This window comes from Sorangium sp. So ce1335 (genome assembly GCF_051521615.1).
Taxonomy (GTDB): domain Bacteria; phylum Myxococcota_A; class Polyangia; order Polyangiales; family Polyangiaceae; genus Sorangium.
Window position 1 is genome coordinate 5,428,768 of the sequence record NZ_CP150363.1, and the last position, 20,549, is coordinate 5,449,316.

Sequence of the window (20,549 nt, forward strand, 5' to 3'; positions counted from 1 at the left end):
GCGATCCTGCTGCCGCCTGCGCGTTGAGGCCTGCTCTGCCGCGCGGACGGCGCCGCAGCGGCACGGCCGCGCAGCAAGGCCGTTCACGACGGGCTCGCACCCCCGCGTCGCGGACGGCTCGCCTCGCGGCGGAGCGTCATCGGGCAGCGCCCCGGCTACTCGAGGTCGTACGGCTCGACCTTCACCTCGGCCAACCTCGGGATGGCCGCGGCGACCGCCTCGCCGATCTCCTGGTGGGTCCCGACGACGCCGATCACGAGGTCGTCCTCCGAGATCCGCCGCCGCACGGCGGCGTTCGCCTCCTCGAGCGTGACCGCCTCGACCCGCTGCACGTAGGTCTCGTGATAGCCCTCGGGCAGGTCGTACAGGATCTCCTCGAGCCGCTGGTGAACGCGCTTCCTCGCGGTGTCGATCTCGAACGCGTGGGAGCGGACGAGGTAGCGCTTCACGAACGTGAGCTCGTCCTCCGTGACCCCGTCGCGCCGCAGCGCCTCGAGCAGATCGAGCTCCAGCGAGAGGCAGGCGGCGGCGTCCTGCGCCGCGGGCGCGGTCCACATCGTGAAGGCGTCGCGGTGCCGATCGAAGCCCGCCCGCGACGAGGCGCCGTAAGACCAGCCGCGCTTCGCGCGCACCTCCTGCATCAGCCGCGACGAGAACGTGCCGCCGAACGCGGTGTTCGCGACGAGGAGCGCCATGTGGTCGGGGTCGTGGGCGTCGGTGCCGAGCCCGCCGATGACCATCTGCGTCTGCGTCCGCTCGGGCTTGTCGACGAACACGAGGCACCGCCCCCGCCGCCCCTCGGGCTCGGTCACCGGATCGGCGACCGGCTCGCCCTCGGGCAGGCCGGCCAGCAGGCGCTCCGCGATCGCGTGCGCCTCGGCGGGCTCGACGTCGCCCGAGATGGCCACGATCGCGTTGCGCCGGGTGTAGTGCCGCGCGTAGAAGGCCGCGACGTCGTCGCGCGTGATCTCCCGCAGCGTCGGGATGGTGCCCGCGATGCGGCGGCCGTAGGGGTGCCCGGCGAACAGGCACCGCCGGAAGGCGCGGCTGCACAGCGAGCGATCGCTGTCGCGCGCCTCGATGAGCTCGGCCTCGGCCTCGCGCAGGAGCCGCGCGAGCTCGGGCGGCGAGAAGGTCGGGCGCGCGAGGAGCGTGGCCCCGAGATCGATGAACCGGTCGAGCGATCGCTTGATCACCTCGAAGTGCACCGTCGTCGCGCTCGTCGCCACGTCGGCGCCGAATTCCCCGCCGAGCGCGTCGATCGTCTCCTCGATCTCGTTCGCGCTGTAGCCCTCGGCGCCGCGGCGGAGCATGCGCGCCGTGATCCGGGCGAGCCCCTCGCGCCCGACCGGGTCGAACGCCGCGCCGGAGCGGAACGCGACGACGATGCTGACGATCGGGAGCGCGTGGCTCGTCTCGACGAGCACCGCGCCGTCCCGCGGCGCCACCCGCCCGCCCGGCGCTCCCCTGCCCTGCCCCTCCGCGCCCCAGGCGAGGCCGCTCTTCACGCTCTGGCTCACGATGCCTCCTCGCTCTCCTCGCCCTCGTCCTCGTCGGCGCTCGATCCGTCCGGGATCACGTGGATCACCGTCCGCGCCGAGCTCACCAGGTAACGCCGCGCCACGCGCAAGAGGTCCCCCACGGTCGCCCGGCGGTACGCGGCGAGCCGCTCGAACAGGGCGGCGGGATCGCCGAGCACCGTCTCGTAGAAGCCGATCTGCTCGGCCTTGCCGGCGACGGTCTCGAGCCCTTGCAGCAGGGAGAGCTCGATGCGCGCCTTGGCCCGGTCGAGCTCCGCCTCGCTCACGGGGGCGCGGCGCACGGCGTCGAGGAGCGGATCGAGGGCCGCGAGCAGCTCGTCGCCGGTGTGCTCGCCGCGCGCCGAGAGGTAGATGTCGTACAGCGCGGGGTCGCGGAACGAGCCGACCCAGCCGCGGACCTCGCTCGCGATCTCCTGCTCCTGCACCAGCGCGCGGTGCACGCGCGACGACCGGCCGGCGAAGAGGATCTCGTTCAGCAGCACGAGCGGCGCGTGATCGAAGTCGCCGAGCGCCGGCGAGCGGTAGCCGATCGCGACCTTGTGCGTGGCCGTCGGCTTCGTCACCTCGGCGCGGCGCTCCTCGGTCTGCGGCGGCTCGGGGCACACGTCCTCGACCGGGATCCTCGACGACTCCTGGGCGCCGTAGCTGTCCTGCACCGCGCGCAGCGCGTGATCGAGCGCGACGTCGCCGACGAGGACGAGCGCCGCGTTGTTCGGGGCGTAGTACGTCCGGTAGAACTCGACGCAGTCCTCGGTCGTGAAGCCCTTGATGTCCTCCATCCAGCCGATGGTCGGCCACCCGTAGGCGTGCTTCCTGAACGCCTCCTTGTAGAGCAGCTCGCTCACCGCCCCGTCGACGTCGTCGTCGACGCGCTGCCGCCGCTCGTTGGCGACGACCTCCTTCTCGCTCGACACCTGGGGGTCGCGGAGGACGAGCCGCGCCATGCGCTCCGCCTCGAGGCGGAGGGTCAGCTCGAGCGCGTCCTTCGGCAGGTTCGTGTGGTAGTAGGTCCAGTCGAGGAACGTCGCCGCGTTCGTCTCGGCGCCGGCCTCCTCGAGCATGCGGTCGAACGCGCCGTGCGCGACGCTCTCCGTCTCGCCGAACATGAGGTGCTCGAAGAGGTGGGCGATGCCGGTCTTGCCGATGCGCTCGTGGCGCGAGCCGACGCCGAACCAGGTCTGCAGGCAGATCACGGGCGCCGACGGGTCGACGAGCACGAGCACCTTGAGCCCGTTGCCGAGGACGAAGCGTTCGACGCGCATGGCGGGGCCGAACGCGATGGTGGCGTCATGGCGCAGCCGGGCGAGCGGCGGGCGATCGCGGTTCAGGTCGGCGACCAGCGCGGCGAGCGGATCCGGTCGGGGGAGCGCGTCGGCGGCGCCGGGGAGCGAGTAGGCAAGCGTCTCCTGCATGGCAGACGCAGCCCATACCACGCTCAGCGCCGGGGCGCTGCGTGACACAGGACGTCGCTCGGATCCCGTGTCGACTGGTGGCACTCCCAGAGGGCGTCGTGGCAGGAGACGACGAGGACGCCCGCGTCGAACGCCTCCCTGAGGGACGAGCCTGCCCGCTGCGCGAGCAGGTTCGACGGGGTCCGCTCCGTGCACCCCTTGCCCATGTCGACCTCGATCTTCCGGTTCCCCTTTGTCGCCTTCACCGGGTTGGGCGGGGTCTTGCCCTTGTCCGCGGTGCGCACGGCGACGGCGAGCTTGGGCAGGATGGCGTCGAGGTAGGCCTTGTCGACGAGCGGATCGGTCGGCTGCGGCGACACCATGGCGAGCGTGTACTGGATCGCCATCATCTGCTGCTCCGGCGGGGCGCTCGGCTGGATCGGCCCGCTCGACCCGAGCGGGACGGGCCGCGGCGGCATCTCCCGCTTGCGGGCCTCTGCGGTCGCGGGGGGCGCCGCGGCGCTCTCCGCCGGCGCGGCGTTCGCTGAGGCCGGCGGCGCAGCGGTGGACGCCCCCGGCGCCGGGGCGGGCGGGTCGTCGCACGCGAGGACGGCGAGGCCGAGGGCAAGGACGGGGGGCGCCGCGCGCAGAGCGCGCAGGCGGACAGGGGCGGGCGGCATGGGCAGCTTATACGGGCGGTGAACGCGCGCCGCCACGCTCGCGTGGCCGCGGGTCCCCCGCCCGCCTTCCAGCCCCCCGCGTCAGTCGATCTTCAGGATGGCGAGGAACGCCTCCTGCGGGATCTCGACGCTGCCGACCATCTTCATCCGCTTCTTGCCCTCTTTCTGCTTCTCGAGGAGCTTGCGCTTGCGGCTGATGTCGCCGCCGTAGCACTTGGCGGTCACGTCCTTGCGCATCGCCTTCACGGTCGTGCGCGCGATGACCTTCGTCCCGATCGCCGCCTGGATGGCGACCTCGTACTGCTGGCGCGGCACGATGTCCTTGAGCTTCACGGCGAGGTCGCGGCCCCGGGCGTACGCCTTCTCCCGGTGCACGATGACGCTCAGCGCGTCGAGCGGGTCGCCGTTCACCAGCATGTCCAGCTTGATGAGGTCGTCGGCGCGGTAGCCGACGAGCTCGTAGTCCATCGACGCGTAGCCGCGCGACACGCTCTTCAGCTTGTCGTGGAAGTCGAAGAGCACCTCGCTGAGGGGCATGTCGTACGTGATGATCACGCGGTCGGACGAGGCGTACTGGATCGACTTCTGCTCCCCGCGCCGCTCCTGGCACAGGGCGAGGACCGCGCCGACGTACGACGACGGCACGTGGACCGTCATCCGGAAGATGGGCTCCTCGATGCGATCGATGAGGTTCGGCGGCGGCAGCTTCGCCGGGTTCTCGATCGACTTCATCGTGCCGTCGCTCAGGTAGCAGTGATAGACGACGCTCGGCGCTGTCGTGATGAGGTCGAGGTTGTACTCGCGCTCGAGCCGCTCCTGGATGATCTCCATGTGGAGGAGGCCCAGGAAGCCGCACCGGAAGCCGAACCCGAGCGCCTCGGACGTATCGGGCTCGAAGACGAACGCGGCGTCGTTCATGTGGAGCTTCGACAGCGCGTCGCGGAGGTCCTCGTACTGGGCCGAGTCCGTCGGGAAGATCCCGGCGAAGACCATCGGCTTGACCTCCTTGAAGCCCGGCAGCGGCGTTGTCGCGGGGTGGACGGCGTCCGTCACCGTGTCGCCGATCTTCGTGTCGACAACGCTCTTGATGTTGCCGACGAGGAAGCCGACCTCCCCCGGCCCGAGCTCGGTGATCGCGGTCGCGTGGGGCGTGAACACGCCCATCTCCGTGATCTCGTAGTCGCGGCCGGTCGCCAGGAAGCGGACCTTCTGCCCCTTGCGGAGGATGCCGTCGACGACGCGCACCATGACGACCGCGCCGCGGTAGCTGTCGTACCAGCTATCGAAGATGAGCGCGCGCGGCGCCGCGTTCGGGTCGCCCTGGGGCGCCGGGACCCGCGAGACCACCGCCTCGAGGATCTCGGCGATGCCGATCCCCGTCTTGGCGCTGGCGGGGATGGCGCCGGAGCAGTCGAGGCCGATGACGTCCTCGATCTCGCGCGTTGTCCGCTCGGTGTCGGCCGACGGCAGGTCGATCTTGTTGAGGACGGGGATGATCGCGAGGTTGTTGTCGAGCGCGAGGAAGACGTTCGCGAGGGTCTGCGCCTCGACGCCCTGGGTGGCGTCGACGACGAGCAGCGCGCCCTCGCAGGCCTGGAGGCTGCGCGAGACCTCGTAGTTGAAGTCGACGTGCCCTGGCGTGTCGATGAGGTGCAGCCGGTACGTCTGCCCGTCCTTCGCCGTGTAGTCGAGCCGCACGGTCTGGGCTTTGATGGTGATCCCGCGCTCGCGCTCGATCTCCATCTTGTCGAGGAACTGCTCCTTCTGCTCGCGGGCGGTGAGCGCCCCGGTCACGTCGAGGATGCGGTCGGCGAGCGTGGACTTGCCGTGATCGATGTGGGCGATGATGGAGAAGTTGCGGATGAGCTTGGAATCGACAGGCATAGCGAGCTTCGGGGCGCGGCGCCCTGACCAGCGTTAGCGGCCGCAGCGCGCGGCCTCGACCAAGATGCGAAGGAGCGGACCACACGTCCGCGCCCCTCTGGGGAACGAGCCGCGGCGCGCGGCCCTGCGAGCGCCGCAGGGACGTGGTGGGACCGCGGCGCGCTTGCTCCTAGCGCGACCCGCGCCGCGAAGCTATCCGCCCGGACAGCAACGCCGCGTCCGGGCGCCCGTACCTCCCCCCCCCCGGGCCCGGGCTCCCGGGGCCTGCCGGCCTTCCGTCGTGGTCGCGGGCCAGCGCGGGCGCGCGTACCGGCGATGGGTCATTTCTTCGGGGTCGGTGGCGGAGGGGCCGGCGTGCTCTCCAGCGACATCTGCCCTGGCAGCACGTGCTCGTAGTGCTTGAGCACCAGGTCGATTCCCTCGCGGATGTAGACGGCGATCGGGACCTTGGTGCGTTCGTGCAGGATCTTCAGCCGCTCGGCCTGCTCGGGCGTGATGTAGATGGTCGTCGAGACTTTCTTCCGCGACATGTCACGCCCGGGAGGGTAAACCCGCCAGTCTCGAAGGGTACGACTGACAAGACGTTACCCTAGATGCCGGTACGTGTGTTGTCAATCGGAATGGCGCTGCTGGGGTCGACGCGCTCGGTGTGTGCGTCAGTGCGCGCCGGTGGTCGCGTCCGTTGCCGTCCGTTGCCCGTTGTCCGTTGCCGCCCGTTGCCGCCCGTTGCCGCCTGTTGCCGTCCTCGCGCCGCCCGTGGGCTTCTTGATGTGCGAACGCGCCGCGGTCTAGACTGCGGCCGAAGCTGGTCCGCGTCGGGACAGCTCGCCCGGCGCGTCGAGCTTCTATCCCGAAAGTCCAGGGCCCGCCGGAGGAATCTCTTGATGACGCGATTCCCGCTCGCCTGGCCGTCGTCCAGGTGCTCGCTCGTGGCCCTGATGAGCATGTTTGTCGCTGCCTGCGCCTCGTCGACGCCGGCGGCTCCCCGCGCGAAGAGCGCCACCGGCGAGCGGGACACGGCGATCGTCCACGAGCCCTGCGACAAGGACTCCGCCTCCGCGGAGAAGGTCGACGTGAACGGCGACGGGGTGCCCGACATCATCCACGTGAAGCAGGACGGCCGCGAGGTCTGCCGTGTGGTCGACCTGAACCTGGACGGCGCGATCGACGCGTTCATCTACTACGACGCCACGGGCGCCGAGCGCCGCCGCGAGTCGGATTTCGACCGCGACGGGCGCGCCGACGAGATCGCGCACTACGAGCGCGGCGCCGTCGTGCTGAAGGAGCGCGAGACAAACTTCGACGACAAGCTCGACACCTGGGACCACTACGAGGGGTCGCGCCTCGTGCGCCGCGAGCGCGACTCCGACGGCGATCAGATCATCGACCAGTGGTGGCAGTTCAACAACCCGAACGACGAGAAGTGCGCGGTCGTGGCGACCGATCAGAACGCCGACGGTAAGCCCGATCCCACCAGCGTGGTGGATCTGTGCGGCGAGTCGTACGGCGCGCCGAAGCCGATCGCGCCCCCGCCGGGCAGCGCTGCGCCCCCGGCAGCCGGGGCGGCGAGCGCCGCGGGCCAGCCCGCGGCCCTGGGCGCCGCGCCCGCGAGCGCTGCGACCGCATCGACCCAGGCCGCGGGCGCCGCCCCCGCGGCTACCCAGACCGCGGGCGCCGCCCCCACGCCGGCCCCGGGAACGAGCGCCGCGCCCGCCGGCTCCGCGCCCGCTGCGAGCCAGCCGGCCGTGAAGAAGGGACCATGACATGAGAGGACAGGCGCTCATCGCGCTGGCCGCGCTCAGCCTGCTCGGCGCGGCGTGCAGCTCGGATCCGGGGTTCGAAGGCGCAAAGGCGCCGAAGATCGAGGCGGCTCGCAATGCCGATGGCAGCATCGACGATCGCTCGATGTGCGAGTGGAAGGGCAGAGAAGATCGCGAGGCGAGCGAGACCGCGGGGCCTGGCGCGATCCAGCCCAACGTGCGGCGCGTCTGGCAGATCGTTGGCTCCGGCGAGGACCGCCACCGCGCGCTCGTCTGCCGCGAGATCGACACCAACTTCGACGGGGTGAAGGACGTCGTCCGCCGCTACAACGACAAGGGCGAGAGCCTGCACGAGGAGTCCGACGCGAACTACGACGGCCGGATCGACACCTGGCTCACCTTCGCCAGCGGGAGGCTGGCCGAGGCGAGGATCGACTCCGATCGAGACGGCAACCCCGATGAGTGGAAGTACTACAGCGGCGGCAAGCTCGCGCGCATCAAGCGGGACACGAACCGCGACGGCAAGCCGGACGTCTGGGAGATCTACCGCATGGGCCGGCTCGAGCGCATGGGCGTGGACATCGACGCCGACGAGCGGGTCGATCGGTGGGACCACGACAACGAGCTGCGGCGCCGCGTCGAGGACGAGGAGCGCAGGAAAGAAGAGGAGGCAGCCGCGGCGGCCGCCAAGAAATCCGCCGAGGAACAGGGCGCCGCGGACAAGGCGAACGAGGCCGTGGACGGCGGCGGCAACGCGGAGCCTTCCGGGAACGAGAAATAGCGCGCGGCCCCTTCCGCCGGCCTGAAGGTCCGTCTCGCCCGCCCGACGCACGGCGCCGCGCCCGTTCTGGCGAGCCCGCAGCAGCAGGCGCTCGTCAACGGGCGTGAAGGCGCCGCGCGTCGGGCGCGGCCTCGGTTCTCTGGAGCGTGCGCCCGAGGTCGGTCGACGCCGCGCGGGGGGCGTGCTTATCAGAGCCGTCCGCCGGCAGCGCCGCGTCGGCACAGGTCCTGAAAACACCATGGAAGAACGTCTACAAAAGATCATTGCGCGCGCCGGGGTCGCCTCACGCCGGGCCGCCGAGGAGCTCATCCTGGCCGGGCGGGTGCGCGTGAACGGTCGCGTCGTGACCGAGCTCGGCCTGAAGGCGGACCGGCAGAAGGACCGGATCGAGGTGGACGGCAAGCGCCTGGTCTCCGAGGTGCCTGTCTACGTTGCCCTGCACAAGCCGCGGAACGTCGTCTCGACCCTGCGCGATCCCGAGGGGCGTCCGACCGTCGCCGACTACGTACGCGGCATGGGCGCGCGGCTCTACCCCGTGGGTCGGCTCGACTTCGCGACGAGCGGGATCCTGCTCATGACGAACGACGGCGACTTCGCCAACGCGCTGCTCCATCCGCGCGGCGGCGTGCCGAAGACCTACGTGCTGAAGGTCCAGGGTGTCATGAGCGAGGACGACCTCACGCCGTGGCGCGAGGGCATCCGCCTCGAGGACGGGGTCACCCTGCCGGCCGAAGCGCGGCTGTTGCGCCACGAGGGCGACAAGACGTGGCTGGAGGTCACGCTTCGCGAGGGCCGTAACCAGCAGATCCGGCGCATGGGCGAGGCGACCGGCTGGCCCGTCATGCGCCTGGCCCGGACCACGTTCGCCGGCGTCACCTCGGAGCGGCTCCGGCCCGGCGAGTGGCGCGCGCTGACGGTGGATGAGCTCCTCCACATCCGCGAGGCGTTCGGCGTGCCCAGGCGGATCCGCGGCGCGATGATGGGCGCGTCGTCTGGGCCGGTCGATCATCGCCGGGCCGCCGGAGCCGCCCGGTCGAGCGCGAAGGCGTCCCCTCGATCCGCGCCGGAGGCCGACGCCCCGGCCGCGCGCAGCCGGACGCCCGCGCCGCCCCGGGCAGGCGCGAGGACCGGCGCCGGCGCCCCGGGCGCGCCTGGTCCGACCACGGCTCAACCCCGGTCGCGCTCCAGGGCGAACATCGCCACGCCGGGCGCGCCCGGTCCGGCCACGGCTCAACCCCGGTCGCGCTCCAGGGCGAACATCGCCACGCCGGGCGCGCCCGGTCCGGCCACGGCTCAGCCGCGGTCGCGCTCCAGGGCGAACATCGCCGCGCCGGGCGCGCCCGGCCCCGGCCCGGCTAGATCTGCGCGAACCGCCCGCTCCGAAACGAAGCCTCGAGGAGCTGAGACACGCGGGCCTCGAGCTCGCGGGCCCGGGCGTCATTGATGCCGGCGAGCGCCTGCTTGATCTCGCCGAGCGCCTTGAGCTGACTGAAGAGCTGGACGTCGCCGAGCGCGGCGCCGCCCGTGAGGATCTGGCGGATGCGATCGATCTCCGCGGCGAGCGCCTCCACGCCGACGCCGAGCGCGCCGACGCGGCGGCGATCCGGGTGCTCGCGGAAGAACGCCTCGAGCACCGGTTGCACGATGCCCTCCAGGATGGCGGCCTGATCCTGGTTGTTCCAGATGTGCTTGAGCACGAAGAAATCGCTCGCGTCCGTGACCTGCCGGCCGTCGAGGTACGCGCTCGCGGCGAAGAGCTTGAGCATCTTCACGACCCGGCGATCCGACAGCGAGATCCCTTCGGCGCGGATCTGGAACACCAGCCCCTTGTAGGCGGACAGGAACGCGTCGCTGAAGTTCATCCGCGCGCCGAACCCCCGGCCGAGCTCCGCGAGCTCGCGCGCCGCGACGAGCGGGCGGAGCGGCTCGCCGGCCATGTTCCGGATCTCCTGCTGGATGCCGCGCTGGAGCAGCTCGCTGAAGTGGTAGGCGTCGAGGTTTTCGGACTGCACCCGCAGGAGGAAGCGGTCGAAGATCGCCGTCAGCGTCTCGTCGCCAGGCACCTCGTTCGATGCCGCGAACACGCTGATGAGTGGGCAGCGGATCACCTGGCCGCCGCTCGAGAACTTGCGCTCGTTGAGCAGCGTGAGCAGCGCATTCAGGATGGCGCTGTTCGACTTGAAGACCTCGTCGAGGAAGACGATCTCCGCTTCAGGCAGCATCCCCGCGGTGTTCCGGCGGTAGACGCCCTCGCGAAAGGCGCCGATGTCGACCGGGCCGAAGATCTCGTTCGGCTCGGTGAAGCGCGTGAGCAGGTACTCGAAGTACCGGGCCTGCATCAGCTCGGCGAGCGTGCGGATGAGCGCGCTCTTCGCGGTCCCCGGCGGACCGAGGAGGACGCAGTGCTCGCCCGCGACGACCGCGATCATGAGCAGGCGGATGATCTCGTCCTTGCCCAGGAACTGCCGCTCAAGGCTATGGGCAAGCAGGCGCAGGCGCTCGTGGAGCGGAGCCGACATGAGGCGAATGCTCGTATCACAGGCCCGCCACCCGGCGCATCGATCGCCGCACCGATCGCGCCATCGATCGCCGCGGCGGCCACCGCGGCGCCCGGCGCGTTCCCCGGGGACCGCGCGGTGGAACAAAACACCTGAGGCCGGTGGGTCACACCGGCCTCACAGGGTTGCTCGCCGTTGCAGAGCCTATGTTGTGGAGCGGGAGACGGGATTTGAACCCGCGACGTCAACCTTGGCAAGGTTGCACTCTACCACTGAGTTACTCCCGCAGACGCCAGTTGCCTGGGTGGTGCCGCGATGGGGCACCTGAATCGAGACGCAATCGGAATCAATCGGAAAACGCTGTCTCAAGACGCTTATCGGAGAATTCCTGATTCGCGTCAGGTCATCACCGGAGCTCGTCTCCGTCGATGCGTGGCGGAGGAGTACCAACCGGCGTGGCCATAGTCAAGCACTCAGAAACAAAACCGAGGATCTTCCGTCGCCGGCAGGTTGCGCAGCCGCTCTGGTCGAGTATTGTGTGGCCATTGCGAGCGAGGGGGCTCGCCAGGCAGCACCGCGCTCGGTGCCGCTCAAGAAAAGCTCTCGCGTTCGTGACAGCGGCACCGTGAGGCGCGCTCTTACATCATAAGGGTGCCCGCCGCTCGGCGCGCTCTTGGTTGGCCTGGGTCGACCAGGCAGGTCTTTTGGACTTGGGGGGAGCATGAACGAACAGACTGCTTTGCGAGTGGACGTTGCAGAGACGGCGGCGCCGGTCCTCCAGAAGGAGTACCGGTCCGGAGTCCACGCCAAGCGACAGGATGACGATGGTGGCTGGGGGCTCGTCCTGATCGGGCTCGACGCTCCGCCGCGGATCGTGAGCCTCATGGATGGCGCCGTGATCGGCAGCGCCGCGCGCGACGGGCGCATCGAGGGGCACGGGGTCGCGCCGGAGCACGCCAAGATCAGCGTCCGCTCGGACGGTTGCTACATCGAGGACATGGATACCCACGACGGCACGTGGGTGAACGGCGTCCGCGCCCGGCGCATCGGCGTGATGCACGGCGACGTGGTCCGCCTCGGCCAGCAGCTCGCGGTCTTCGTCGAGCGGCACCTCGCGCTCTACGACGGCGCGCCGTCGCGCCTCGGGCCGCTCGTCTTCGGCCCGAAGCAGCGCAAGGACTGGATCGACCCGGTGATGAAGCTCGTGCAGGCGGGCTCCAGCGTCTGCATCGAGGGAGCGCCCGGGGTCGGCAAGCGCACGCTCGCCCGCCTCGCCGCCGCGGTGCGCGAGGGGCTGGGTGAGACGCTCGTCGTCGACGGCAGCGCCGAGACAAAGCCGGTCATCCCGCCCGGCGCGCGGCCGATGACGTGGCTCGTCCTCGAGGCCGATCGCCTCCCGCGCCCGCAGCAGCTCGAGATCGCGCACTCGGTCGGCCGCTCGAACGGCGTCAGCATCATCGCCACGACCGGGCAGCCGCTCGATCGGGCCGCCGGCGACGGGCGCGTGGCGCCGTGGTTCGCGTCGCTCTTCTCGGGCAAGCGGGTCACCATCCCGACGCTCGAGATGCGGCGCGAGGACGTGCCGCTCATCGTGCGCGACATCGCGGAGCGCAACGCGATCGGCCTCGATCGCTTCACGCCGCAGCTCCTGGAGGCGCTCGTCCGCGCCGGCTGGCCGGGCGGGGTTCCGCAGCTCGAGTCCGCCATCGTGACCGCGGCCCAGGCCTCGCCGGAGGGGCCGCTCTCCGTGACCCCGATCGCGGGTTCGCTCTCGCGCGGGCCGCGCGTGAAGCCGAACCTGCCGCCGGCGACGGATCCGTCGCTCGCGCGCGCCCGCCTCGAGGACGCCCTCGCCCGGGCCAACGGCTCCGTCGCCTCGGCGGCGCGCGCCCTCGGCATGTCGCGGCAGGCGATCTACCGCGAGGCCGACCGGCTCGGCCTCGACATCGCGCGCCGCCGGGTCCCGCGCGGCTGAGCCGATCGCCCCTCGCGCTCCCGGGAGCCTCGCGGCGCGCCAGCGTCGAGGGGCTCCCGGAGGCGCCTCCGCAATGAGACGCCGTCGCGGCGGACGGCGAGGCGCCGCCCGCGACAAAGCGCCGGCGCGCGCCGTGCGTCAGGCGCGACGCCTCAACCGTAGAATCCGAGAGACGTGTGGCTGACGATCGATCCCTCGTCGGGATCGATGCACTGCTCGTAGTGCAGCATCTCTCCGCGCGACGACGGCGGGAGCGCGCGGAGCAGCGTGTAGATCGGGCCGAGGCCGCAGACGCGACGCGTGCCGAGATCCTGCGCGACGTCGGCGAAGAAGCCCGGCGGGTCGATCGACGTCGCGCGCTCGATGGAGGCCAGGTCGCGATCGCGCAGCGCCCTCCGCTGGCGCTCGTCGAGCGGCGCGGGGTCGCCGAAGCGAGGGCCGACGTGGGCCAGATCTGCGCCCGCGATCACGAGGACGCGATCGCGGCGCTTCGCCAGCGCGTCGCCGAGCGCGTTCAGGAACGACTCGGCGCGGTCGTCCTGCGCGGGGTCGCGGCGCCGCGCCTGACAATCCGAGAGGCCACAGAGGATGGGCACGATCTTCGCTGCGCGGCCGCCGAGGAGGTGCCGGACGAACACGGTCTGGAACTCGATCGAGTGCTCGTTCTTGTGCAGGTACTGGTCCTCGTGGACGTCGAACCGGCTCGCCGCCGCGAGCTCGGCGATCATCTCGCGATCTGGATCGAGCGGGCCGAGCGGCGTCGTGAACGTCTTCTCGCAGACCGCGTACGGGCGGCGCATCGGAGCGTGGGACGTTCCGAGCAGGACGAAGGTGTCGACCTTCTCCAGCCCCGGGCCGGTCAGCGCCTGCTCCAGCGCGGCGTAAGCGTGCCCGTAGCCGACCGCGGCGCGCCAGAGGTCCATGTGCGGCGCGCAGAGCCCGACCATGCGCCGCGGCGCGCCGTGAAGCGCGGCGCCGCCGGGCGCCCCGCCCTGCGGCCGCGCGGCGCGGAGGCACTGCCGCTCGATGAAGTCGGCGAGCCTCAGGCGATCGCCGTGGTACGCGCCGCCCGCATGGGCGGCCATCCGGATCGGCGCCGCGTCGAACGACTGCACGACGGTCCGCCGGCGCGCGTGGAACCGCGGGCTGTCGAGCATCCAGGCGCGTTCCAGCTCGTCCGCCAGCCGCGACACGTGAGCGGCGTCCACGTGCTGGCCCGCCGACCGGGAGACCTCTCGCGCGATCTCATCGATCGACCGCCGACCGTCGAAGCGCGCGAGCACCGCGGAGCTCGCGGCGGGCACGACCACGGGGGACGGCGCGATGCCCTCGGTGTCGCGCAGCATCAGCGCGCGGCCGTGGTGCTCATCCTGGATGACGACGACCTCCAGAGCTCGAAGCTTCGGGCGTAGAACCGACATCTATCGCGAGGATAGCGCGTGCGCGGTCGCCGCCCACCTTGCCCCGCGCGCGGCCCCACGACAGCCGCCGGCGCGGTCGCGGACACCGCAGGCCGTCGCAGGGGCAGCTCGCTCCAGAACGGACGCGGCTGGTGCTGCGCGGCAGGGCTCCCGGCAGGACCCCGGATTGCCGCTTCGCGGCGGACGCGCGCGGGACTACGCTCGCTCCTTCGGGGCTCCGCCCAGCGCCGGGGCTCCGCCCAGCGCCGGGGCTCCGCCCAGCGTCACCTACCCCGCCCCACGGCCGCCTCGCGCCGGCCATGCTCCGCGCGACCCGCACGAGAGATCTCCGACGAATGCGCCGCACCGCGTCCCCTGAGCCCCCCGTCGCTGAAGCCGAGCTGCTCGCCGAGCTCTCGGCCGTGTACCGCGAAGCGGAAGAGGCCTTCCGTGGATGGACCTGCCAGGCGTCGACCGAATGCTGTCGGTTCGGCATCACGGGTCGCGAGCCGTACGTCACGTCCATCGAGCTCGCTGCCGTCCGGCGCGCGATCGCAGCCCGAGGGGGCCCCCGCGCGCTCCTGGGAATCGTGCGAGCCGGCGGGACCGCAGCGCCCGATCCGCCGGCGTCCGGCGGAGACGTGGGCCGCCGGCGCGTGCTGCCACAGGCCGCGGAGCGGCGGTGCCCGATGCTCACCGACGCCGGCCGCTGCGCCATCTACACCGCGAGGCCGCTCGGGTGCCGGACCTTCTTCTGCGATCGCGCCTCGGCCGGATCCCCGGTGCGCCACAACGACGTGACCCGGCTCGTCCGCAAAGTTCAGGACGTCGCGGCGCGCCACGAGCCGGGCGGCGACCTCGGCCGTCCCCTCACCCGCGCGCTCGCGGACGCCACCCCCGGCGCCGCGGGGGGGCCGTCCCGGGCGCGCGGGCGCCGCGGTCGCTGAGCCCGCTGCCCCTGCGGCGCTCGCCGCGCTTGCTGAGCTCGCCACGCTTTCTGAGCTCGCTGCGGCGCTGAGCCTGCTCCAGGCGCTGCGCGCCGCGCGCGCCCGGCCCAGCTCAGGTCCGCTCGACGGCCATCACGCCGGGGATCCGCTGCAGGCGCCGGATGACGCTCTTGAGCTGCGCGAGGTCGGAGCAGAGGAAGGTGAACGTGTTCATCGCCCGGCCGTCGTCGCCCGCACGACAGGTGGCCTCGCTGATGTTGATGCCCTGCTCGTGGAAGGTGTGGCCCACGGTCGCGAGGATGCCCGGACGGTTCGCCGTCATCACCTTGATCTGCACCGGGCGGTTGATCTTCGCGCGCGAGTCCCACGAGATCTCCACGCGGCGCTCGGGGTCCGTGTCGAACGCCTTGGCGCAGTTGCGGCGGTGGACGGTGATGCCGCGGCCGCGCGTGATGAAGCCGACGATCTCGTCGCCGGGGAGCGGGTTACAGCACTTCGTGTAGCGAACGAGGACATCGTCGATCCCGTTCAACCGGATGCCAGTGCTGTCGCGCCCCGTGACCTTGCGGACGAGCGACTCGATGCGCCCCTCCTTGATCGACTCGGGCGGCGGCGGCGGCGTGCCCTTCTCGTTCTCCTTGGGGGTGGGCGCGAGGAACTCGCACACCGCGCGGACGCTCACCTTGCCGTAGCCGACCGCGATGAACAGCTCGTCGGGCGAGGCGACGCCGAACCGCTCCATGACCTTGCGCAGCTCGGCCTCGTTCTTCGTGAGGCGGCTCAGGCTCATGCTCCGCTGGTGCATCTCCTTCTCGAGGAGCTCACGGCCGAGCTTGAGCGACTTCTCCCGCTGCTCCGTGCGCAGGTAGTTGCGGATCTTCGCGCGCGCGCGGCTGGTCGTGACGTAATCGAGCCAGTCCTTCGACGGGTGCTGGCCCGGGTTGGTCATCACCTCGACAACGTCGCCGTTCCGGAGCTTCGAGCGGAGCGGGACGATGGCGCCGTTGACCCGCGCTCCCGAGCAGTGCTCGCCGACCTTCGTGTGGATCGCGTACGCGAAGTCGATGGGCGTCGAGCCGCGGGGGAAGACGCGCACGTCCCCCTTCGGCGTGAAGACGTACACCTCGTCCTGGAACAGATCGACCTTGACGCTCTCGAGGAACTCGGCCGGGTCCTTGAGCTCCTTCTGGAACTCCATGAGCTGGCGGAGCCAGCCGAACCGCGCCGCGTCCTTCGGGTCGATGCCGCCGGAGTTGCGCTCCTTGTACTTCCAGTGCGCCGCGATGCCCTGCTCCGCCACGCGGTGCATCTCGTGGGTGCGGATCTGGATCTCGATCCGCTCGCGCCCGGGCCCGATCACCGTCGTGTGCAGCGACTGGTACATGTTGGGCTTGGGCAGCGCGACGTAGTCCTTGAAGCGGCCGGGCACCGGGGTCCACTGCGAGTGGATGACGCCGAGGGTCGCGTAGCAGTCGGCGACCGACTCGACGAGCACGCGGAACGCGATGACGTCGTAGACTTGATCGAAGTCGCACTGCTGCGCCTGCATCTTGCGCCAGATCGAGTAGAGGTGCTTCGCGCGGCCGGTGACGTCGACCGCGAAGCCCTGCTCCGCGAGCTTGGCCGAGAGCACCTTCGAGACCTCGTGGATGTACTTGTCGCGCTCCTTCGCGGTCGTCTTGACCTTCTGCGACAGATCCGCCCAGGCCTCCGGCTCGATGTACTTGAACGACAGATCCTCGAGCTCGCTCTTGAAGCGCGCGATGCCGAGGCGGTTCGCGAGCGGGGCGTAGATCTCCATCGTCTCCCGCGCGATCCGGTCCTGCGACTCGGGCTTCATGAACTCGAGCGTCCGCATGTTGTCGAGGCGGTCGCACAGCTTCACGAGGAGCACGCGGATGTCGCGCGCCATCGCCACCAGCATCTTGCGGAAGTTCTCGGCTTGCCGATCTTCCTTGGAGGCAAAGTTGATCTTCGAGAGCTTCGTCACCCCGTCGACGAGGAACGCCACCTCCTGGCCGAAGCTGTTCTCGATGTCCGTGGTCGTCGCGAGGGTATCTTCCACGACGTCGTGCAGGAGCCCGGCGCAGACGCTCGCCGTGTCCAGCTTGAGCTCGGTGATGATCGCGGCCACGCTCGCCGGGTGGGAGAAGTACGGGTCGCCGCTCTTGCGGGTCTGCCCACGGTGAGCGTCAGAGCTATAGGCGTAGGCGCGGGCGATGAGATCGACGTCTGCAGCCGGCTGGTAGGTTCGAACGCGATCGACAAGCTCCGTCAACGTCAGCATGAAGAGTTCGGCGGGCGCAATGCGCCCCCTCCCTTTTGCACGCTAACACCGCGATCTAGGCCCCGCAATTGTGTCACCATGCGCGTGCCCGGCGCCGGCAGCGCGCTCCGCCGGCGCGCCGTTCTCGCGTCGGTCCGCATGCCCGTTCGCGTCCCCGTTTGCGTCCTCGCCAGCGTCCCCGTCTGCGTCTGCTTGCGTCTGTTCGCGTCCGCTTGCATCTGTTGGGGTCCGTTCGTGTCTGTTTGACGTCTGCTGACGCCTGTCCGATGTCTGACGGCTGCCGCTCCCGCCTGTTCGTCCCGTCGTGTCTGATTTGTGGATTCCATGGAGCCGATCACCGCCTACGTCCACTTCCCGTGGTGCCTCAAGAAGTGTCCCTACTGCGACTTCGTCTCGTTCGCGAAAGCGCGGGAAGCGATCGATCACCGCGGCTATGCCGACGCTGTGCTCGCGGAGCTCCGGAGGCGGGCGGGGGCGCTCGGCGAGCGCGAGCTTCGCAGCGTCTTCTTCGGAGGCGGGACGCCGTCCCTGTGGGAGCCGGACGAGATGGGCAGGGTGCTCGCGGCGATCACCGCAGCGGCCGGCCGGCTCTCGCCGGACCTCGAGGTGACCGTCGAGTGCAACCCCACCTCGCTCGATGAACAGCGGGCCCGCGCGTTCCGAGCGGTCGGGGTCAACCGTCTGAGCGTCGGCGTCCAGGGGCTCGACGCCGAACGCCTCCGGTTCCTCGGGCGCCTGCACGACCCGGACGGCGGGCTGGGCGCGCTCGCGGCGGCCCTCCGGTCCGGGATGCCGCGCGTGAGCGGCGATCTCATCTATGGAGTCGCGATCGGGACAGCCGAGCAGGCGCGAGAGCAGCGCCCGGAGCAGGCCGCCGCCGAGGCGCGCGCTGTGGCGGCGACCGGCGTCAGCCATATCTCGGCGTACAGCCTCACCGTCGAGCCAGGCACCTCGTTCGGAGAGCTCGCGCGGCGCGGGCGCCTGCCGCTCGCCGGAGACGACGGGGTCGCGGATACGTTCTTCGCGATCGACGAGGCGCTCGAGGCAGAGGGGTTCACCCACTACGAGGTCTCGAACTACGCGAAGCCGGGCCACGAGGCGCGCCATAACCTCGGCTACTGGCAGGGCGTCGATTACGTCGGGCTCGGGTGCGCCGCCTACGGGACGGTGGCGCGCCCGGATCCGCGGTGGGGCCTGCAGTCGGCCGGCGCCGGGGACCGCGACGAGGCGTTCGCTGTCCGCTATCGGAACATCGTGAGCCCGGAGCGGTACATGGCCGCCATGGCCGGCGGCGGCGAGGCGATCCCCGTCGAGAGCGAGGAGCGGCTCGCCCCGGAGACGCGGCTGTCCGAGCGGATCATGCTCGGGCTCCGGCTGCGCGAGGGGTTCGACCTGGAGGCCGCCGCGGCGGCGCTCGGGGTGCCGGCGTGGAGCCCGGCGCGGCGGAGGGCCGCGGAGCGGCTCGAGCGCGCCGGCCGCCTCGCGAGGGCCGGCGGTCGGCTCAGCGTCCCGCGGGCCGCCTGGGTCTTCGCCGACGGCATCGCGGCCGACCTGTTCTGAAGCGGCGCCGCGCTCGCGGGCGCCGCCCGGGCGCGCGCAGTGGACGTCGGGCCAGGGCCGCGCTCCGATGCGCGTCCCATGAGCCCGTTGCCCACGATCGAGGACATCCGCCGCGCCGCCGAGCGCATCGCGCCGCACGCCCACGTGACGCCCGTCATGACCAGCCGGACGATCGACGGCATCGCGGGGGCGCGCGTCTTCTTCAAGTGCGAGAACCTGCAGCGGGCCGGGGCGTTCAAGTTCCGCGGGGCGTGCAACGCGGTCATGGCCCTCTCGGACGACGAGGCGAGCCGCGGCGTCGCGACCCACTCGTCGGGCAACCACGCGGCCGCGCTCGCGCTCGCCGCCCGCATCCGCGGCATCCCCGCGCACATCGTCATGCCAGCGAACGCGCCCGCCGTGAAGCGCGCGGCCGTCGAGGGCTACGGCGCCCGCATCGTGCCGTGCGCCCCCACGCTCCGGTCGCGCGAGGAGACGATCGCCCGCGTGCTCGCCGAGACGGGCGCGGTCCTCGTCCATCCGTACAACGACGCGCTCGTCATCGCCGGCCAGGGCACGGCCGCGCTCGAGCTCGCGAGCCAGGTCGAGGACCTCGATGCGGTCGTCGCGCCCGTGAGCGGCGGCGGGCTGCTCTCCGGCACCGCCATTGCGACGAGCGCGCTGTCGCGCGCGCGCACGGTCGGCGCCGAGCCCGAGGCGGCGGACGACGCCGCGCGATCGCTGCGCGAGGGCAGGATCCTCCCCTCGAACGATCCGACCACGATCGCCGACGGGCTCCGCAGCGCGCTCGGCGAGCTCACCTTCGCGGTGCTGCGCGAGCGCGGGGTCGAGATCGTCACCGTGAGCGAGGATGACATCGTCAAGGCGATGCGCGTCGTCGGGGAGCGGATGAAGATCCTCATCGAGCCGAGCGCGGCGGTGTCCGCGGCGGCGGTCCTCCTGCGCAAGGTCCAGGGGGCGCGAATCGGCGTCATCCTGAGCGGGGGCAACGTCGACCTGAGCGCGCTGCCGTTCGCCTGAGCGCGAGCAAGCCCCCTCTCGGGCGCCGCGCGGCGCGCCGGCGCTCCCCGAGGTCGCTCAGCCGTCGCGCGGATCGGGCGCGAGGCGCAGGGCGGCGCGCACGACGCTCGGCCCCGCGCCGGGCGGCGCCGCCGCGACCGTGCGCCCGCGCGCGTCGAGGATGCGCGAGCCCCCCTGGCCGTCGAGCGCCGGGCTGGACGGCCCCCAGTTTGCGTTCACGACCGCAATGCGATGGCGCCGGGCCAGCGCGGGCAGGAGGTCGGCGCGCGCGTCGCCCTCCCCGGGCGGATCGACCCACGCCGTCGGGAAGAGCAGCAGATCGGCCTCGTCGAGCGCGCCGCCCGCGTCGTCGGAGACGAAGTGGACGTCGAAGCAGATCGCGGCGGTCACCTTGACGCCGCGCAGGTCGAGGACCGGGGTCCCGAGGTCGCCCGGCGCCGCCCAGCGCTCCGGGAACCACGGGTGACGCTTGCGGTAATGGCCTACGCGGCGCCCGTCGCGATCGAAGACGAGCAGGCTGTTGTAGAGGCGGCCACGGCTCTCCTCGACGAGCGGGCCCGCCAGGGCGATCCCGTGCGCGCGCGCGAGCTCGGCGAGCCGCCGGGCGGAGTCCCCGTCGAGCGGCTCCGCGAAGCGGCGCAGATCGCTGTGGCCCCTCGGCGAGACGTAGCCCGTGACGATGAGCTCGGGAAGCAGCGCGAGCTCGGCCCCCCTCGCCGCGGGAGAGCCGAGGAGACGGCCGACCTCGGCGAGCGAACCCCGCGGGTCGCCGAAGCGCTGCGGCAGCTCGAGCGCGACAACGTCGATGGATCGGGCGTTCACCGG

At 71.6% G+C, this 20,549-nt stretch carries 16 protein-coding genes and 1 tRNA gene; 7 read left to right on the forward strand and 10 right to left on the reverse strand.

Annotation, left to right across the window (positions count from 1 at the left end):
• Positions 1–155 precede the first annotated feature (155 nt).
• The 5 genes from WMF24_RS20030 to WMF24_RS20050 form a co-directional block, all read right to left on the reverse strand.
• Positions 156–1,520, reverse strand: a complete 1,365-nt coding sequence (locus WMF24_RS20030) for a M16 family metallopeptidase (RefSeq protein ID WP_437738033.1) — start codon at positions 1,518–1,520, stop codon at positions 156–158.
• Positions 1,517–2,953: a M16 family metallopeptidase gene (locus WMF24_RS20035; protein WP_437738034.1), complete on the reverse strand. Its 1,437-nt coding sequence runs from the start codon at positions 2,951–2,953 to the stop codon at positions 1,517–1,519. Before WMF24_RS20035 ends, WMF24_RS20030 begins: the two co-directional genes overlap by 4 nt.
• A gap of 23 nt (positions 2,954–2,976) precedes the next feature.
• The gene (locus WMF24_RS20040; protein WP_437738035.1) at positions 2,977–3,612 is read right to left on the reverse strand and encodes a hypothetical protein; all 636 of its coding nucleotides are present in this window, start codon (positions 3,610–3,612) and stop codon (positions 2,977–2,979) included.
• An 81-nt stretch (positions 3,613–3,693) separates the two neighbouring features.
• Positions 3,694–5,496: a translation elongation factor 4 gene (gene lepA, locus WMF24_RS20045; protein ID WP_437738036.1), complete on the reverse strand. Its 1,803-nt coding sequence runs from the start codon at positions 5,494–5,496 to the stop codon at positions 3,694–3,696.
• A 320-nt stretch (positions 5,497–5,816) separates the two neighbouring features.
• On the reverse strand, positions 5,817–6,026 hold the full coding sequence (locus WMF24_RS20050; RefSeq protein ID WP_061619353.1) for a ribbon-helix-helix domain-containing protein: 210 nt from the start codon (positions 6,024–6,026) through the stop codon (positions 5,817–5,819).
• 408 nt (positions 6,027–6,434) lie between these two features.
• On the opposite strand from WMF24_RS20050, the gene WMF24_RS20055 reads away from it, so the two are divergent.
• The 3 genes from WMF24_RS20055 to WMF24_RS20065 all read left to right on the forward strand — a co-directional run bounded on the left by WMF24_RS20055 (position 6,435) and on the right by WMF24_RS20065 (position 9,481).
• The gene (locus WMF24_RS20055) at positions 6,435–7,259 is read left to right on the forward strand and encodes a hypothetical protein (RefSeq protein ID WP_437738037.1); all 825 of its coding nucleotides are present in this window, start codon (positions 6,435–6,437) and stop codon (positions 7,257–7,259) included.
• A 1-nt stretch (position 7,260) separates the two neighbouring features.
• The gene (locus WMF24_RS20060; protein ID WP_437738038.1) at positions 7,261–8,037 is read left to right on the forward strand and encodes a hypothetical protein; all 777 of its coding nucleotides are present in this window, start codon (positions 7,261–7,263) and stop codon (positions 8,035–8,037) included.
• A 238-nt stretch (positions 8,038–8,275) separates the two neighbouring features.
• On the forward strand, positions 8,276–9,481 hold the full coding sequence (locus WMF24_RS20065) for a pseudouridine synthase (protein ID WP_437738039.1): 1,206 nt from the start codon (positions 8,276–8,278) through the stop codon (positions 9,479–9,481).
• Here the strand turns inward: WMF24_RS20065 and WMF24_RS20070 are convergent.
• Complete coding sequence (locus WMF24_RS20070; RefSeq protein ID WP_437738040.1) at positions 9,393–10,556, reverse strand: AAA family ATPase; 1,164 nt, start codon at positions 10,554–10,556, stop codon at positions 9,393–9,395. The two genes, WMF24_RS20065 and WMF24_RS20070, sit on opposite strands and share 89 nt — an antisense overlap.
• Before the next feature lie 191 nt (positions 10,557–10,747).
• Positions 10,748–10,822: transfer RNA gene (locus tag WMF24_RS20075), tRNA-Gly, on the reverse strand.
• 458 nt (positions 10,823–11,280) lie between these two features.
• Between WMF24_RS20075 and WMF24_RS20080 the strand changes: the two genes are divergently transcribed.
• The gene (locus WMF24_RS20080; protein WP_437738041.1) at positions 11,281–12,510 is read left to right on the forward strand and encodes an FHA domain-containing protein; all 1,230 of its coding nucleotides are present in this window, start codon (positions 11,281–11,283) and stop codon (positions 12,508–12,510) included.
• Positions 12,511–12,662: 152 nt separating this feature from the next.
• On the opposite strand, the gene amrB is transcribed toward WMF24_RS20080, so the two are convergent.
• Positions 12,663–13,931: an AmmeMemoRadiSam system protein B gene (gene amrB / locus WMF24_RS20085; protein ID WP_437738042.1), complete on the reverse strand. Its 1,269-nt coding sequence runs from the start codon at positions 13,929–13,931 to the stop codon at positions 12,663–12,665.
• Between the two features lie 335 nt (positions 13,932–14,266).
• Between amrB and WMF24_RS20090 the strand changes: the two genes are divergently transcribed.
• Positions 14,267–14,857, forward strand: coding sequence for a YkgJ family cysteine cluster protein (locus WMF24_RS20090; RefSeq protein WP_437738043.1), 591 nt, complete (start codon positions 14,267–14,269; stop codon positions 14,855–14,857).
• A 112-nt stretch (positions 14,858–14,969) separates the two neighbouring features.
• On the opposite strand, the gene WMF24_RS20095 is transcribed toward WMF24_RS20090, so the two are convergent.
• Complete coding sequence (locus WMF24_RS20095; RefSeq protein WP_437738044.1) at positions 14,970–17,144, reverse strand: RelA/SpoT family protein; 2,175 nt, start codon at positions 17,142–17,144, stop codon at positions 14,970–14,972.
• A 324-nt stretch (positions 17,145–17,468) separates the two neighbouring features.
• Here WMF24_RS20095 and hemW point away from each other — a divergent pair, with 324 nt between their 5' ends.
• Both hemW and WMF24_RS20105 read left to right on the forward strand, forming a co-directional pair.
• Positions 17,469–18,704 carry a radical SAM family heme chaperone HemW gene (gene hemW, locus WMF24_RS20100; RefSeq protein WP_437738045.1) on the forward strand — a complete coding sequence of 412 codons (1,236 nt, stop codon included), beginning with the start codon at positions 17,469–17,471 and terminating at the stop codon, positions 18,702–18,704.
• A 78-nt stretch (positions 18,705–18,782) separates the two neighbouring features.
• Positions 18,783–19,724 (forward strand): pyridoxal-phosphate dependent enzyme, encoded by a 942-nt coding sequence (locus WMF24_RS20105; RefSeq protein WP_437738046.1) that lies wholly within the window; start codon positions 18,783–18,785, stop codon positions 19,722–19,724.
• Positions 19,725–19,781: 57 nt separating this feature from the next.
• Here the strand turns inward: WMF24_RS20105 and WMF24_RS20110 are convergent, their stop codons facing one another.
• Positions 19,782–20,546: a carbon-nitrogen hydrolase family protein gene (locus WMF24_RS20110; protein ID WP_437738047.1), complete on the reverse strand. Its 765-nt coding sequence runs from the start codon at positions 20,544–20,546 to the stop codon at positions 19,782–19,784.
• Positions 20,547–20,549 lie beyond the last annotated feature (3 nt).

Bases quoted from the DNA above. Each gene is read 5' to 3' on its own strand.
- WMF24_RS20035 (WP_437738034.1), bottom strand. From the start codon at position 2,953: ATGCAGGAGACGCTTGCCTACTCGCTCCCCGGCGCCGCCGACGCGCTC.
- WMF24_RS20040 (WP_437738035.1), bottom strand. From the start codon at position 3,612: ATGCCGCCCGCCCCTGTCCGCCTGCGCGCTCTGCGCGCGGCGCCCCCC.
- lepA (WP_437738036.1), bottom strand. From the start codon at position 5,496: ATGCCTGTCGATTCCAAGCTCATCCGCAACTTCTCCATCATCGCCCAC.
- WMF24_RS20050 (WP_061619353.1), bottom strand. From the start codon at position 6,026: ATGTCGCGGAAGAAAGTCTCGACGACCATCTACATCACGCCCGAGCAG.
- WMF24_RS20055 (WP_437738037.1), top strand. From the start codon at position 6,435: ATGAGCATGTTTGTCGCTGCCTGCGCCTCGTCGACGCCGGCGGCTCCC.
- WMF24_RS20060 (WP_437738038.1), top strand. From the start codon at position 7,261: ATGAGAGGACAGGCGCTCATCGCGCTGGCCGCGCTCAGCCTGCTCGGC.
- WMF24_RS20065 (WP_437738039.1), top strand. From the start codon at position 8,276: ATGGAAGAACGTCTACAAAAGATCATTGCGCGCGCCGGGGTCGCCTCA.
- WMF24_RS20070 (WP_437738040.1), bottom strand. From the start codon at position 10,556: ATGTCGGCTCCGCTCCACGAGCGCCTGCGCCTGCTTGCCCATAGCCTT.
- amrB (WP_437738042.1), bottom strand. From the start codon at position 13,931: ATGTCGGTTCTACGCCCGAAGCTTCGAGCTCTGGAGGTCGTCGTCATC.
- WMF24_RS20090 (WP_437738043.1), top strand. From the start codon at position 14,267: ATGCGCCGCACCGCGTCCCCTGAGCCCCCCGTCGCTGAAGCCGAGCTG.
- WMF24_RS20095 (WP_437738044.1), bottom strand. From the start codon at position 17,144: ATGCTGACGTTGACGGAGCTTGTCGATCGCGTTCGAACCTACCAGCCG.
- hemW (WP_437738045.1), top strand. From the start codon at position 17,469: ATGGAGCCGATCACCGCCTACGTCCACTTCCCGTGGTGCCTCAAGAAG.
- WMF24_RS20105 (WP_437738046.1), top strand. From the start codon at position 18,783: ATGAGCCCGTTGCCCACGATCGAGGACATCCGCCGCGCCGCCGAGCGC.